Origin of the sequence: Aeribacillus sp. FSL K6-2848 (assembly GCF_038004325.1) — a bacterium.
In the GTDB taxonomy this organism is placed as follows: Bacteria; Bacillota; Bacilli; order Bacillales; family Aeribacillaceae; genus Aeribacillus; species Aeribacillus composti.
This window is the reverse complement of record NZ_JBBOQQ010000001.1, coordinates 1851749-1866799: the sequence shown is the minus strand read 5'-3', so window position 1 is coordinate 1866799 and position 15051 is coordinate 1851749. Positions and strand designations below refer to the sequence as shown.

Here is a 15051-nt window from a genome sequence, read left to right as displayed (position 1 = left end):
AGAAAGATGCTGCCTAAGCCGATGTCTTCTACAATCCAGTCGGGAGTTAACTCCGAAAGATTCAGGCTTCTTTATAAGTTTTGTAACTAGAACCAATGTTATTCGTCAAAGACGGAAGCACGAAATAAGTAATGGATTACTTTACACCTTACTTGTAAGAAAAGGAGTGATAGCATGCGCAGCTTTTTGATGTTTATTTTGCTTGTCGGCTTATATTTAAACGGTTGTTCCACAAACGAAAATGCACGAGAGGAAAATCGTGGTGAAAACTATTCAAGAACAATTACTGTCAAAGATTCCGTGCGGGAAAATGTTGATCGCAAATCCGGCCAGGAAATCGCCCGCCGTTTGGCAAAAATAGCCGAAAATGTTCCAGATGTAAATGATGCAACTGCAGTTGTTCTTGGAAATTATGCAGTCGTCGGAATTGATGTCGACAAAAAGCTGGATCGTTCAAAAGTTGAATCGATTAAGTATTCCGTTGCAGAATCATTAAAAAACGATCCTTACGGGGCTTATGCTGTAGTTATTGCCGATCCAGACACAAATGAACGAATCCGCCAAATTGGAGAGGAAATTCAAAACGGCCGGCCCATTGGCGGCATTCTAGATGAGCTCGCTCAAATCGTCGGAAGATTGATGCCGGATCTTCCTGGTGACGCGACAGACAATCAACAAAAGCAGCCGATGAATGAAAAAGATCAGCTTCCGAAGTCAAAAAATCAAGAGCTGAATAAAGAACAGCGTGATCAATCAAACCAAAAACAACAATAAAGACATTAAAACGCTTAAGTCCGAAGCTTAAGCGTTTTTCATTGCTTTCAACACCTTTTAGTCAAAATCCGATGATATTTTGTCATATTTAATAAAATAACAACTCATAAAACATTGTTTCACTATCGACCTGCGCGGCTGAAGATCAGTATGTCTATTCATTTTAATAATAGCTTGACTATCGCCGGATGATTCACGATCCCAAGTCGGAACGGAAATGCAAATGGCTCTGGTTTGGATAAAGAGTATTGACCTGTCTCACAATGTTTTTTGCAATGCTCGAAAGTGGCTCAATAGCTTATTTTTCTGTCTTTTCTTATAGAAATTGTATTGTGTGTAAGTCGTATAAAGCCGCTGCTGGCTTGATTCTTTTGCAAAGTTGCAAAAGAAATTGTGTGAGCGGAAGCAAAACGTGATATACTATGCGAGAGGCGAGTGAGTATAGAGGCGTGTTGTCTGAAAGCAATCCAAACTATCATCGAAGCCTTTTGATGCTGAGACGAACAACGTTGTACAAAGCTTAAAAATTTGATTAGAAAGTGTGAGAAGCAAGATGAAAGTCAAATGTGTTTTATGCGATAAAATCGAAACAATTGATGACGAATCATTGAAGGCAAAACAGCTGAGGAATAGACCGATTCATACATATATGTGCAATACTTGCTATAATCGAATTACGGAAAAAACAAACAAAAGACTATCAACCGGAAAGTTCCGTTTGTACCGCGAAAGAAAAAGGAATGAGCTTTTTTGAGAACAGAAAAATACTCAGAAAAAAGTTAAACAGATGAAGGTGGTGCGCACTGGCACATACCGACATCTGTTTTTATTTTCTTTAAAGCTATGTGTTGTTTTCATTTTTTTTCGAATAGTAAAGCCGAATTTTATATATGCTTAAAATAAGGACAGCGACTACCAATCCTTCTGCAATCGGCAGAAAAATTGCCAAAAACGTCAGCACCGTACAGCCCAAAGCGAGAAATAAATAGATTATAGCAGACTTTAAAATCGGGAGCTTCTTAGCAAATCCCAGTTTATATACAATAATTGATAAAATCAGAATGGTAATATACAAATACCACATTCCGACATCATGCTGCTCATGAACACGGAAAAGACGCGCAAAAAAAGACAGCCTTTCAATTACTTGTTCTTCTGTCACTACGTCCCTCCCCCTTTCACTCATTAGCTTTGATTTGACAGTTTTTTCTTTTTCGCTGCTTTTTCCCTCTCGTTTTTATCCAAGATTTTCTTTCTTAAACGAATCGATTGAGGCGTGACTTCACAATATTCATCATCATTTAAATATTCAAGTGCTTCTTCCAACGACATAATCCGAGCTTTTTTCATTCCGACCGTTTGTTCTTTCGTCGAAGAACGGATATTTGTTTGTTGTTTTACTTTACATATATTTACAACAAGGTCATTTTCACGATTATGTTCACCTACGATCATCCCAGCGTACACGTCTGTTCCGGGTTCAACGAAAATCGTTCCGCGATCTTCGACCTGTTGGATGCCATAAGAGGTAGCTTTTCCAGTTTCCATTGAAACAAGAACCCCTTGACGCCTTCCGCCAACTTGTCCTTTTTGCATAGGCTGATACGAGTCAAACGAATGGTTTATGATGCCGTATCCTCTTGTTAAAGACATAAATTCGGTCGTGTAGCCGATTAATCCGCGCGATGGCACCATAAAAATCAAGCGGACTTGTCCATTTCCGTTATTGATCATGTCGACCATTTCCCCTTTGCGCGCGCCCAATGATTCCATGACAGGACCTGTGTATTCCTCTGGAACGTCCACCTGCACCCGTTCAACCGGTTCGCAAAGTACTCCATCGATTTCTTTTACAATTACTTCAGGCTTCGAAACTTGCAGCTCATACCCTTCCCTGCGCATGTTTTCAATTAAAATGGATAAATGAAGCTCGCCTCGCCCTGATACTATCCATTTATCCGGGGAATCCGTCGGCTCCACTCTTAGCGAAACATCTGTTTGCAGTTGTTCATGCAGCCTTTCTTCGATTTTTCTCGCCGTCACATATTTTCCTTCTCTGCCTGCGAAAGGGCTGTTGTTAACTAAAAACGTCATTTGCAGCGTCGGTTCATCAATCCGAAGAACAGGTAGCGCCTCTTGATGATCAACCGGACAAACCGTTTCCCCGACATTAATGTCTTCCATTCCAGAAACAGCGACAAGATCACCAGCTTTTGCCTGTTCAATTTCCAATCGTTTTAATCCTTTAAATCCAAACATTTTCGTAACACGGAAATGCTTCACACTTCCGTCAAGCTTCATTAATGCGACTTGTTGTCCGACTTTCATCTCTCCGCGAAAAATGCGGCCGATGCCGATCCGCCCAACATAGTCATTGTAATCCAGCAGCGCCACCTGGAATTGAAGGGGTTCTGAGCTGTTATCAACAGGTGCAGGAATATGTTCGATAATCGCATCAAATAGAGCTTCCATATTTTCATCCTGTTTAGTTGGATCAGTGCTTGCCGTTCCGTTGATGGCCGAAGCATAAATAACCGGAAATTCTAATTGATCATCGTTTGCATCAAGCTCAATAAACAGCTCAAGCACTTCATCGACAACTTCTTCAGGCCGGGCAAACTCTCTGTCAATTTTGTTCACGACGACAATCGGTGTTAAGTTTTGTTCCAACGCTTTTTTCAAAACAAATCTTGTCTGCGGCATGCAGCCTTCATAGGCGTCGACAACTAGCAGCACGCCATCGACCATTTTCATAATTCGTTCTACTTCTCCGCCAAAGTCGGCATGACCAGGCGTATCTAAAATATTAATGGTCGTTCCTTTATATTCAATCGCCGTATTTTTGGCTAAGATGGTGATTCCGCGCTCGCGCTCCAAGTCATTGGAATCTAATGCGCGCTCCGCCACTTGTTCATTTTCCCTGAACGTTCCTGATTGGCGAAGCAATTGGTCAACCAATGTTGTTTTCCCATGGTCTACGTGCGCGATAATAGCAATATTGCGTAAGTCGTTTCTAACTTTCACACTGTCATCTCCTATTTGCTAAACTGAACCTAGGCTATTATACCATAAATACTGTGGAAACGTTGAACGTTTTTCGATAAACTAAAGATGGAAAGAGGCTTAAAGGTTATTAATGGTTTTCGTCTTGGATTGATGAAAGGAGGATGGGAATGGGCAACGGAAAATGGATATTTTGGGTTCTCGCCACCATTGCGGCGCTGCTTATTGTGTCGGTCGGCTTTGCAATAGGGGCTGGCAGCCTGTTGGGAGTAGTTGTTAGCATCATTGGAATTATTATAGTATTTGGACTCGGCTTTACCCAAAAAAAGAAAATGCGAGAGAGAGGATTATTATAAAGTATTTACATCTTGGCATCGGCCATTTTATACTTTCAAACGGTTTATGATACATAGATCGTCCCCTCTACTGATAGAGGGGCTTTATTACATGGCATTAGTTTCTTTCAAACCTACAAAGACCCATCTTTTGTTTCACAATATGTTCGGTTTTAGCTAAAACTCATTTACAATAGCCTTTTTCAAAAGACCAGCCAGAAATGGAATGGATACAAAGAAGTTCCATTTTATGTAAATTTTTAAACAGCCCGATTTTTAGCCCTATTTACAAAACGTTGATTGCTACAACATTTCATTGCTTCACACTTGTTCCATTTTTCTCGCCTGCCATCACGATGTGAAGTTTGCCGAACGATACCAATTCTTTCATATTTTTATAAGAGACTTTTTATACTGCTTTCTTCATGCTTGTTTTTTAGCAAGCTATGATGATCTATAAGCTGTCAACAGCATTTGCAGCTTTATATTTTCCCTTTAATATACTCCTCGATAATTTGTTGATGAATGGTTTGATTAGCGGTGAAAATGCTTTGCTTTTTAAGCAAATCGACTGGTTTTCCGTCAAGCGTTGTCGTAACCCCGCCTACTTCGTCGACAAGGATTAAACCTGCCGCAAAATCCCAAGGAGCAAGTCTCATTGTAATATAGCCGTCCAGCTTGCCTGCGGCTACATAGGCAAATTCAAGAGCGGCTGAACCAAATGATCTCGTTCCTCTTAAACGTTTGACAAGCGGACTTAAAATTGCCGGGTCAATTCGTCTGTTTTCCACCAGCCATGATGCATTCAAGCCGATGATGGATTCTTCTATTGTTTTCTTTTGTAACGGCGGAAGCTCCGTTTTGTTTAAATAGGCGCCGTTCCCCCTTATCGCATGGTACATTTCATCTCTGACGACATCATAAATCAGTCCTATTTGACCGACACCATCCGCAAAAACAGCAACCGAAATGCAGAAATTCCGCTTTTGATGTACAAAATTCATTGTGCCGTCAATCGGATCAATTATCCAAATGATACCGTCCAATGATTTCAATTCATGACCGGAACCTTCTTCTCCTAAAATGCTGTGTTCCGGAAACGTTTTGCGAATATGTTCCCAAAAGAAACGCTCTACTTCCCGGTCAATATTCGTCACTAAATCGTTTGGACTTGATTTCGCTTCAACGACCAGCTTTTGTTGAAATGATTGGCGAATTCTTTCACCAGCCTCATAAATCCATTGCTTTGCTTTTTGATCTATTTCATGCCAGTTCATCTATCTTACCCACTTTCTATTCAATCACCTTTTTTAGCATACTGTAAAGAAATGGAGAAAATCAAGTTTTTCACCTTTTTCTTTGCAATATTTCACCCACATTATTTTTCTTTCTCTGTCGGTTTGTGCTACAATGTGGACAAACAATACAAGGAGGATTTTTATGGATTTTGTGCCATTTGTGAAGGAAGATTTTGAAGTTTTTCAAATAGACGGTTTAGAAGCGAGAATGGATGAGCTAAAAAAACGGGTGCGCCCAAAACTTGAAGCGCTGGGACAGCATTTTGCACCTACTTTGTCTGCTTTGACGGGAGATGAAATATTTTATCATGTAGCAAAACATGCCCGCCGTACCGTTCACCCTCCCAATGACACATGGGTTGCATTTGCAAACAGTAAACGGGGTTATAAGAAGCTCCCCCATTTTCAAATCGGATTATGGAGCACACACGTCTTTGTTTGGTTTGCCATTATTTATGAATCCCCTGTGAAAGAAGAAATCGGAAAACAATTTCTACAGAATTGGCAGCAAATCCGAAAGCAAATTCCTGAAGATTATTTCTGGTCAGCCGATCATACAAAACCAGATGCGGAAAAACAAAAAAATTTATCTGATGAAGAATTTCAACGAATTTTTCAACGTCTGCAATCGGTGAAAAAAGCAGAAATGTTATGCGGCATCAACCTTCCAAAAAATGAAGTTCTCTCCATGAGCAGGGAGCAATTTTTGGAAAAGGTTGACGAGACGTTTAAAACGTTAATGCCACTTTATCAAATCACACAAAAAAGCACTGTTTAAAAATGGTCAGGATGCGCTGCATCGCTGACCATTATTTCTTTTGAAAACAATTAAGCAATGCTGGACTATTTCCGCCTTATCTCTTTCGCCTGTTCAATGATTTCGTCAAACAGTTCCGCAACGGACGGAATATTTTTTACCAGCCCTACAGATTGACCGGCCCATGCGTATCCTTCCTCGATTTTGCCTTCATAGATATATTTTTTGTTCGCTTCTCCACTAATGAAATCTTTTAGCGACTCATAATCTCCTCTTTCTCTTTCAATTTCCAAAATTTTTTCGGTCCAATTATTTCGAAGCGCCCGACCTGGTGCCCCTAACGACCTTTTAATAATGACGGTATCAAGTTCAGTACCGTTGACGATTGCTTCTTTATATAACGGGTGTGCATGAACGCATTCCTTCGTTGCAATAAAACGAGTTCCCATTTCAATCCCTTCAGCTCCAAGAGCCAATGCTGCCATTAGTCCCCTCCCGTCCGCAATGCCTCCAGAAGCAATCACCGGAATGGAGACAGCTTCCACTACTTGTGGAATTAATACGAAATTGCCGATATCGTCTTTTCCTAAATGACCGCCGCCTTCCTGTCCGACGACCATCACTGCATCTGCTCCAAGCTCTTCCGCTTTCTCCGCTTGTCTTCTTGCCGCAACGAGAACTAGTTTTTTTACATCGACACCTTTTAATTGGTCAAAAAGCGGAGCCGGGTTCCCGCCAGTGATGGAAATGACCGGCACTTTTTCTTCAATCGCCACATCAAGCATGTCGGAAAATGGACGGCCATGCTGACCGATGGCGAAGTTCACTCCAAACGGCTTATCCGTTTTTTGTTTCACCTTCCGTATTTCCTCTCGAAGCGCAGCTGGATTCGGAAGAGACATAGCCGTGATTTGACCGAGCCCTCCTGCATTGCTTACTGCACTTGCTAATTCTGAATACGCTAAATAAGCAAGTCCCCCTTGAATGATCGGATATTTAATTCCTAGCAATTCGGTAATTTTTGTTGAAAATACCATGTTTACCCCTCCCCATTTCGTATTATTCTTTTTCCACGCATTAAATTCCTTCTTTATTAAAACGTAGCTCAAACAAAGAGAAGCACAAAGATTTTCAAAACCATATTCAGTGCCTTTTGCAGGTTTTATAGGAAAGTGCTATAATTTCATTTGTTTTTAATTTTGGGGAACCTTTAAAAAGTAGGTGAAAAGGAAAATTGTCACAGCATGATACACCATTGTTTACAGGTCTTTTAGAACATATTCAAAAAAATCCAATTCAATTTCACATTCCCGGCCATAAAAAAGGAGCCGGAATGGAGCCAAAATTCCGAGAATTTATCGGACATAATGCTCTCGCGATGGACTTAATTAATATCGGTCCTTTGGATGATCTTCATTCGCCAAAAGGAATTATTAAAGAAGCACAAAAATTGGCTGCTGAAGCTTTCGGGGCCGATCACACCTTTTTCTCGGTACAAGGTACGAGCGGAGCCATTATGACAATGGTCCTGTCGGTTTGCGGACCTGGAGATAAAATTATTGTTCCAAGAAATGTTCATAAATCGGTCATGTCAGCAATCATTTTTTCAGGGGCTTCCCCCGTTTTTATACATCCTGAAGTGGATAAAAACCTCGGCATTTCTCACGGAATAACGACAGAATCAGTTGAAAAAGCTCTTCAGCAATATCCTGATGCAAAAGGGCTTTTAGTCATTAATCCAACGTATTTCGGAATCTCAGCTGATTTAAAACAAATCGTAAATATTGCTCATTCATATAATGTCCCTGTTCTTGTAGACGAAGCGCACGGCGTCCACATTCATTTTCATGACAAGCTGCCATTATCCGCCATGCAGGCAGGGGCAGATATGGCGGCAACTAGCGTTCATAAGCTGGGAGGATCGATGACGCAAAGCTCTATTTTAAATGTTCGGGAAGGTCTTGTGTCTCCTGACCGTGTTCAATCGATTTTAAGCATGCTGACTACGACATCGACATCCTATTTGCTTCTTGCATCACTGGATGCAGCTCGAAAGCAGCTGGCAACGAAGGGCTATGAATTATTAGAGCAAACGATTCAATTGGCGAATCAGACAAGAAGTGAAATTAACAAAATTGATCATCTATATTGTGTAGGAGAAGAAATTTTGGGAACGAATGCAACGTATGATTATGATCCGACAAAATTAATTATTTCTGTGAAGGAACTAGGCATAACGGGATATGATGCAGAGCTGTGGTTAAGAGAACATTACAACATTGAAGTGGAGCTTTCCGATCTGTACAATCTGCTCTGTCTGATCACGCCCGGTGATACAGAATATGAAACATCACTTTTAATAAAAGCGCTTCGTGCTTTGTCAAAAGAATTTTCCCATCAGGCAAACAAGCAAGCGGAAGTCTCTGTCCTTCTGCCCGATATTCCTGTTTTGGCGCTGACACCTAGAGATGCTTTTTATGCAGAGACGGAAATGGTGCCTTTTGAACAATCTGTCGGACGCATTATTGCAGAATTTGTCATGGTGTACCCACCGGGCATACCGATTTTCATACCAGGAGAAATCATCACTAAAGAAAATTTACATTACATCCGAAAAAATTTAGATGCCGGCCTGCCTGTTCAAGGTACAGAAGATCCAACTCTTTCCTACATTCGCGTTATTAAAGAGCATAAACCGATTAAATGAGAAATCGCTGAAGAAGCTTTATAAATCCATACATTCGAGGACAAGTCGAAAAACGGATGAAACCAAATTTTGCTGAAGATCGATCATAAAATAATTTTGCTGCGGTAATGGCTAAAACCATTACCGTATTTAATTTATAATAATATTCAATTCTTTTAAAAGGAGCGACAACAATGAAAGAATATCAATTTCCCGTTCCGCCTATTTTTATTTTACTAATTGGTGTTATTTCTATTTCATTTTCTTCTATTTTTGTTAAATGGTCTGATGCGCCTGCATCTATATTAGGAATGTATAGACTGCTTTTTACGGTGATCGTTATGCTGCCGTTTCTCCCTTGGAAGAAAATCAAAACAGGAGCTATTAACATTCAATGGAAGGATTGGATTCAACTACTTTTATCTGGAATCTTCCTAGGTTTTCATTTCTTATTTTGGATGGATTCCCTTAGATATACAACAGTAGCAAGTTCAATGATTATAACGACATTAGAGCCTGTATTTGTTATGATCGGAGCTTATTTTATTTTTAAAGAGAGAACAAACCTTATTGGGATTGTGAGTATTTTTATAGCTGTTAGCGGTTCAATCATTATTGCATGGGGAGATATTAATCTTTCTACAAAAGCATTATATGGAGATTTCCTTTCATTAGCAGGAACGTTAGCAGTAGCCATTCATATGCTTTTTGGACAAGTATTATGCAAAAAAATTCCAACATCAATATATAGTTTTTGCGTGTTCTTTATAGGTGGATTTGTATTATTGATTTACAATCTTAGTTACGAGATCCCGCTGATTCATTATTCAGTTCATGATTGGGGCATATTTGTACTTCTAGCACTAGTCCCCAATATTTTTGGTCACGCATTATTTAATTGGCTTTTAAAATATTTGGATGCTACGACAATTTCAATGAGTATTTTAGGTGAACCAATAGGGGCAATTATATTAGCATACTTATTTTTAGGAGAAGCTACATCTATTTCCCAAATGATTGGCGGAGCGCTATCTTTAATTGGAGTCAGTATGTTTTTGAAAAATAAAGGACTTTCAAATAAGGAATTGACTACGAATGCTTCTGTAAAAAGTGCTAATACATAACTAAAATATGGACGACGGCCTTCCTGCTTCGTGGGGAAGGTCTTTCATTAAAAAAACAGTTAATAGAAGTAATGAAATATTTTTTGATAAACAAACGGTAAAACGGAAGCAATAATTAAACCTGTAACAATTGAAGATATGGTGAAGATGATGAACTTCCGAAGCGATATTTCTTTCCTCTTAAAAGCGATGATGAATACCCTTATCATAGAAAAGACAGTAATAAATATAATAATTGCCGAAAAGACGCTTGCTGCCATTACCTCCATTGTAAAGCTCCTTTCACAAAAGTCCTTTAGCTACATTTTACCGCCTAATGAATGGAATAGACACCACTTTTTATACTTTTATTGAAAAGACATCGATAACAAACTTCGCTATATCGAATTGCTGCCAGTTCCAATATTGGCTGCGAAATTTGTCGTAACTCCAATAAATTTTTCATCCAACCTTTTATGCACAAGTGACATTTGGTATATGTTTCATCAATCTTTACAAACCGCATCGCTGTCGTTTTAACACTTAAAAACCGCAATGACCGTCTTACTGAAAAAGACAAAGGTGAATTGATAAAAAATGAATTCAAACGATGTTTTTCTGTCTTAGCTCTCAATCACAATCCTGCAAGCATCCATTCCATTAAGATCACCAGCATTTGCTTTACATAAAAAAAAGCTGCCTTAAAGACAGCCCATTTATCTTAAACCCCTTTGTTACACGTGTTATTCAATATGTTATTGATGATTGCTTTTTTTACGATTCTTTTCTGTACAGCAATTGTTGCATTTACCATACAATACCGTAACTTTTTCATCATCAAAGAAATGAATTGTTGAATTGCAGTCTTGACAGACAATTGTTCCCATCCTGTATTCCCCTTTTCCATATAGCGTCATAAAGAATAAAGTGGAGACAAAATGACCTGATAGTTATATATTAATATGTCACATTATATTCGTCAAGCAGAAAATTGTATAACACATTTATTTTTTTATGCATTAAAAAATATGTAAATTGATTTTATCCGTTACAATTAAAGTTTTGTACATTTTATATGGGGATGGGGACATTTTTTTGGTTCAAAGTAGCTTTCAAATGACCTTTATCTTTATGATCATTAGCATTACATGATGCTGAGTATGATCCATTACGTGCATCTAAAGTCTACAACCCAACAACTCAAACATTCGCTCTAGATATCATACTTCTCGTACACGATTTGAATTTTTTAATTTGTTTAAATAATATTTTATTTTTGTAACATTTGCATAACATTCAAAAGTGACGGAATTAAATATGTTAAAATGGCGTTAAGAAAAAATGAACACATTTTACCAGTTTTCTTTAAACGAAAGAGGTAGGACAATGGTGAAATTTATTGCATATACCTATACCGTTGCCGTACTGCTTCTATTGTCTTCTTGTATTGCTGATCCGAAAGACGATCACTCGATTTCAAGCTCCGACAAAAAACAAATTCTTTTTTTTACCGACCAAAAAATGATGGAAAAAGAATCAATTTACTACGATGCTTTATTAGATTTAAAAAAACAATTTCCAGAGGAAATGGACAATATGATGATCTACCAAGCTGATAACCCTGAATCTAAGCGGTTTAATATTAAAACATATCCTTCCATTATCGTGATGGATCATGACGGCATCATTTTGCATATTAAAGGATCAGTTTCAACAAAAGATGAAATTGTAGAGCCGGTCTCAGAAGTGCTTTCCGAATAATGAGAATGTCGGTTTGAGGTAATTAAGCGCTGAGAAGATTCTTTAGCTAAATAGGATTTGTGCTCAAAATCTCTGCACAACATATTTTTGTGAAAAAACTTTCACAACAGTGAGAGAATTGTTCCATCATTTATTTTTCATCATAAAAAACATACTAACATTAGTAGTACAGACCTAGGCCAAGGTTTGTGCTACTATTTTTTTATAGTAGAAGTGAAGGAAGGTCGAACATCCCCTGGGACCAAATAGAGTCCGTATTAAAAACAGACCAACTTCACATCCTTATTTGAATCAGTTTAGTATGTTGGGTCCGAAGAGACCGTGTATAAGAAAATGGAATCAATAAGGCAATGTGAAGAACTTCTATGTTTGGCTAAAAAGGAGAGGCAGAAAATATGAAACACGTAGTGGCATTTGATGTCAGTATGGGGAAAAGTACAATGGTCATTTATGACCGTTATCGTCAATGCGAATATGAGGGTGAAATAACCCATAACCGCTACTCTTTCGAGAAATTAAACGAAACCCTTATATCTTTAACACAAAAAGATGCACAGGCACCTGATATTGTCTTTGAAGCAACAGGCGTATATTCAAAACCACTAGAACGATTCTTAGGTGATCAAGGTTATATGTATTATCGAGTTAACCCACTCGAAGCGAATATTCAAATGGCTTCAATGAGGAGACAAAAAACAGATAAAAGCGACGCTCATGAACTTGCGAAAACTCACTTTAGAGTTGAACGTGAACAAACTTATCAAGAAGGGGAATATTATAAACAAATGCGTGCAATGACGAGATATTATGATGAATTAAGTAGTGAAATGACGCATTTATATAGTCGTTTACATGCGATTCTACAATTGAGTTTTCCCGAGTTAGAAAAGCTATTCAGTAAACGTTCTGCTTTATTTTTGAATGTCGTTCAATTATACCCTCATCCGGATCATGTGTTAGTTTGTTCAAAAACAGTGATTCGTAATCGTTTAAAAGCCAACACAAGAAAAAACTTATCATTGGCACGTGCTGAAGAAAAAGGGATCGCTTTAATCGAAGCAGCAAAAGAAGCGTATCCAGCAATTTCAAAAGATGATATTCGCTGTGAACAAGTGCGGGATTATGCCAAACGGATTGCAGACTTGAAGGAGAAAAGAGATCAACTTGTCCAAAAGATGGTTAAATTATCGAAAGATAAACAAGAGTATCAGATTTTAATTTCATTTCCAGGAATCGGAGAAACGACTGCAGTTCGTTTAATTGGAGAATTAGGAGATATTCGACGATTCAAAAACCATAAACAACTGAATGCTTACGTCGGTATTGATATTATGAGATATCAATCTGGGAATACCTTTTATAAAGACAAGATTAATAAAAGAGGAAATAACAAACTTAGAAAGATTCTATTTTACATGATCCAGACCATGATCCAACTACGGAAAAACACACAAAATCATATTGTAGATTATTATGATAAATTAAAAACGCAACCCCAGAGGAAACCTCATAAAGTTGCGTCCATAGCATGCGTGAATAAGTTCTTGAAATCGGCTTATCACCTTATCACACATAATCTGAAATACGATTACGAAAAGGCAACAATGCATCAGTAATCGTAAGTAAGATTATATCACAAAGACCTGACGAAAAAAATGGAAATCGTGAGGTCTATTTGTCATGCGAAAATTTATTTTGGAAGGAAGGGGTCCCCCTTCCTTCCAAAATAAAATCTATATTAACCAAATTATTTAATAAAAAATACTTGACTAGAGGTAAGAAGGTGTTGTCCAAAAAGTCAAATCCCCATTGAAAACAAATAATCATAAACACCGATATATCAACGTTTCTATAACATTAAAAGGGGCAGTCAATAAGCCGAAAAAACGACTTATTAGACTGCCCCTTTGGGCTGCATTACTTATTTATAATATGAATCGGTGTTCCAAGTGCAAGTTCGGCAGCTTCCATTGCAATTTCTCCTAATGTCGGGTGGCCATGAATCGTCAAGGCAATATCTTCTGCCGTCATGCCTGCTTCGATCGCAAGTCCAAGTTCAGCAATCATATCTGATGCGCTGACACCTGCGATTTGAGCCCCAATAACAAGGCCGTCTTCTTTTCGTGTAATCAATTTTACAAATCCATCGGTTGCATTTAATGACAATGCGCGGCCGTTTGCTGCAAATGGAAACTTAGCTGCTACAATGTCAATTCCTTCGTCTTTAGCCTGTTGTTCCGTATATCCGACAGAAGCCAACTCAGGTTCTGAGAAGACAATGACAGGAATTCCGTTATAATCGATTTCAGAAGGTTTTCCAGAAATCGCTTCTGCAGCAATTTTCCCTTCATATGAAGCTTTATGAGCAAGTGAAGGTCCTGGAACGATGTCGCCGATAGCATAAATATTTGAAATATTTGTCCGGCACTGTTTGTCAATTTTAATGTAGCCTTTTTCATCGATTTCTACTCCGACTTGTTCGAGACCAAGTTCATCAGTGTTTGGTTTGCGTCCTACTGTAACTAAACAATAGTCCGCTTCCACTACTTGCTCTTTTCCTTTCGCTTCAAATGTCACTTTTACTCCGTCTTTTGTTTCTTCAACACCTTTTGCAAGTGCGCTAGTATGAATTTCGACATTTCCTTTTTTCTTCAACGCTCTTTTTACAAGAGCTGTCATTTGTTTTTCAAATCCTGGAAGAATTTCTTTGTCTCCTTCAATAATCACAATTTCAGTGCCGAAATTCGCATAAGCAGTTCCAAGCTCTATGCCAATGACTCCCCCGCCAATAATAACCATTTTTTTCGGAACTTCTTGCAGGGACAACGCTCCTGTTGAGTCAATGACTCGCTCAGAAAATTTAATGCTTGGAATTTCAATTGGACGGGAGCCAGTTGCAATGATTGCATTTTTAAATTTATACGTTTGAGCTGAATTCTCGTTTATGATTCTGACGGTGTTGCGATCAACAAAATATGCTTCGCCTTTTACAATTTCAACTTTATTTCCTTTTAAAAGGCCTTCAACACCGCCTGTAAGTTTTTTGACGACACTTTCTTTCCAAGCTTGCACTTTAGAAAAGTCTAGTGTTACATTTTCAGCTTTTATTCCTATATCTTCTGATTCTTTAGCCTCTACATAACGGTGTCCTGCACTAATTAATGCTTTAGAAGGAATACATCCAACATTGAGGCAGACGCCGCCAAGAGATCCTTTTTCAACGATCGTAACTTTTTGCCCTAATTGCGCAGCTCTTATTGCAGCCACATAGCCGCCGGGACCAGCTCCTATGACGAGAGTGTCAGTTTCAATCGGGAAATCTCCTACTACCATT

Annotated in this window: 14 protein-coding genes; 8 read left to right on the top strand and 6 right to left on the bottom strand. The window is 38.6% G+C overall.

What is annotated here, in order from left to right; all coding sequences use genetic code 11:
• Nucleotides 1–174 precede the first annotated feature (174 nt).
• Nucleotides 175–774, top strand: a complete 600-nt coding sequence (locus NSS70_RS09110; protein ID WP_066250243.1) for a YhcN/YlaJ family sporulation lipoprotein — start codon at nucleotides 175–177, stop codon at nucleotides 772–774.
• Between the two features lie 553 nt (nucleotides 775–1327).
• Nucleotides 1328–1528 (top strand): YlaI family protein, encoded by a 201-nt coding sequence (locus tag NSS70_RS09105; protein WP_063389656.1) that lies wholly within the window; start codon nucleotides 1328–1330, stop codon nucleotides 1526–1528.
• Nucleotides 1529–1615: 87 nt separating this feature from the next.
• Here NSS70_RS09105 and NSS70_RS09100 read toward each other — a convergent pair whose 3' ends face one another.
• Complete coding sequence (locus NSS70_RS09100) at nucleotides 1616–1936, bottom strand: YlaH-like family protein (RefSeq protein ID WP_232515525.1); 321 nt, start codon at nucleotides 1934–1936, stop codon at nucleotides 1616–1618.
• 23 nt (nucleotides 1937–1959) lie between these two features.
• Complete coding sequence (gene typA, locus NSS70_RS09095) at nucleotides 1960–3798, bottom strand: translational GTPase TypA (protein WP_130158515.1); 1839 nt, start codon at nucleotides 3796–3798, stop codon at nucleotides 1960–1962.
• 149 nt (nucleotides 3799–3947) lie between these two features.
• On the opposite strand from typA, the gene NSS70_RS09090 reads away from it, so the two are divergent.
• A complete protein-coding gene (locus tag NSS70_RS09090) occupies nucleotides 3948–4133 on the top strand; it encodes a DUF5325 family protein (protein WP_063389653.1) in 186 nt (61 codons plus the stop codon).
• 461 nt (nucleotides 4134–4594) lie between these two features.
• Here the strand turns inward: NSS70_RS09090 and NSS70_RS09085 are convergent, their stop codons facing one another.
• Nucleotides 4595–5389 carry an inositol monophosphatase family protein gene (locus tag NSS70_RS09085; protein WP_339229060.1) on the bottom strand — a complete coding sequence of 265 codons (795 nt, stop codon included), beginning with the start codon at nucleotides 5387–5389 and terminating at the stop codon, nucleotides 4595–4597.
• Between the two features lie 163 nt (nucleotides 5390–5552).
• Here NSS70_RS09085 and NSS70_RS09080 point away from each other — a divergent pair, with 163 nt between their 5' ends.
• Nucleotides 5553–6188, top strand: coding sequence for a YktB family protein (locus tag NSS70_RS09080; protein WP_339211399.1), 636 nt, complete (start codon nucleotides 5553–5555; stop codon nucleotides 6186–6188).
• Between the two features lie 65 nt (nucleotides 6189–6253).
• On the opposite strand, the gene NSS70_RS09075 is transcribed toward NSS70_RS09080, so the two are convergent.
• Nucleotides 6254–7204 (bottom strand): NAD(P)H-dependent flavin oxidoreductase, encoded by a 951-nt coding sequence (locus tag NSS70_RS09075; RefSeq protein WP_340881340.1) that lies wholly within the window; start codon nucleotides 7202–7204, stop codon nucleotides 6254–6256.
• Between the two features lie 197 nt (nucleotides 7205–7401).
• On the opposite strand from NSS70_RS09075, the gene NSS70_RS09070 reads away from it, so the two are divergent.
• Both NSS70_RS09070 and NSS70_RS09065 read left to right on the top strand, forming a co-directional pair.
• A complete protein-coding gene (locus NSS70_RS09070) occupies nucleotides 7402–8874 on the top strand; it encodes an aminotransferase class I/II-fold pyridoxal phosphate-dependent enzyme (protein WP_339229062.1) in 1473 nt (490 codons plus the stop codon).
• Nucleotides 8875–9047: 173 nt separating this feature from the next.
• The gene (locus NSS70_RS09065) at nucleotides 9048–9977 is read left to right on the top strand and encodes a DMT family transporter (RefSeq protein ID WP_130158511.1); all 930 of its coding nucleotides are present in this window, start codon (nucleotides 9048–9050) and stop codon (nucleotides 9975–9977) included.
• Nucleotides 9978–10711: 734 nt separating this feature from the next.
• On the opposite strand, the gene NSS70_RS09060 is transcribed toward NSS70_RS09065, so the two are convergent.
• Nucleotides 10712–10843 carry a GapA-binding peptide SR1P gene (locus NSS70_RS09060; RefSeq protein WP_082830423.1) on the bottom strand — a complete coding sequence of 44 codons (132 nt, stop codon included), beginning with the start codon at nucleotides 10841–10843 and terminating at the stop codon, nucleotides 10712–10714.
• 499 nt (nucleotides 10844–11342) lie between these two features.
• Between NSS70_RS09060 and NSS70_RS09055 the strand changes: the two genes are divergently transcribed.
• Complete coding sequence (locus NSS70_RS09055) at nucleotides 11343–11717, top strand: hypothetical protein (RefSeq protein WP_066250224.1); 375 nt, start codon at nucleotides 11343–11345, stop codon at nucleotides 11715–11717.
• A gap of 395 nt (nucleotides 11718–12112) precedes the next feature.
• Nucleotides 12113–13333 (top strand): IS110 family transposase, encoded by a 1221-nt coding sequence (locus NSS70_RS09050; protein ID WP_063388609.1) that lies wholly within the window; start codon nucleotides 12113–12115, stop codon nucleotides 13331–13333.
• Between the two features lie 301 nt (nucleotides 13334–13634).
• Here NSS70_RS09050 and lpdA read toward each other — a convergent pair whose 3' ends face one another.
• Nucleotides 13635–15050, bottom strand: a complete 1416-nt coding sequence (lpdA, locus tag NSS70_RS09045) for a dihydrolipoyl dehydrogenase (RefSeq protein WP_066251282.1) — start codon at nucleotides 15048–15050, stop codon at nucleotides 13635–13637.
• Nucleotide 15051 lies beyond the last annotated feature (1 nt).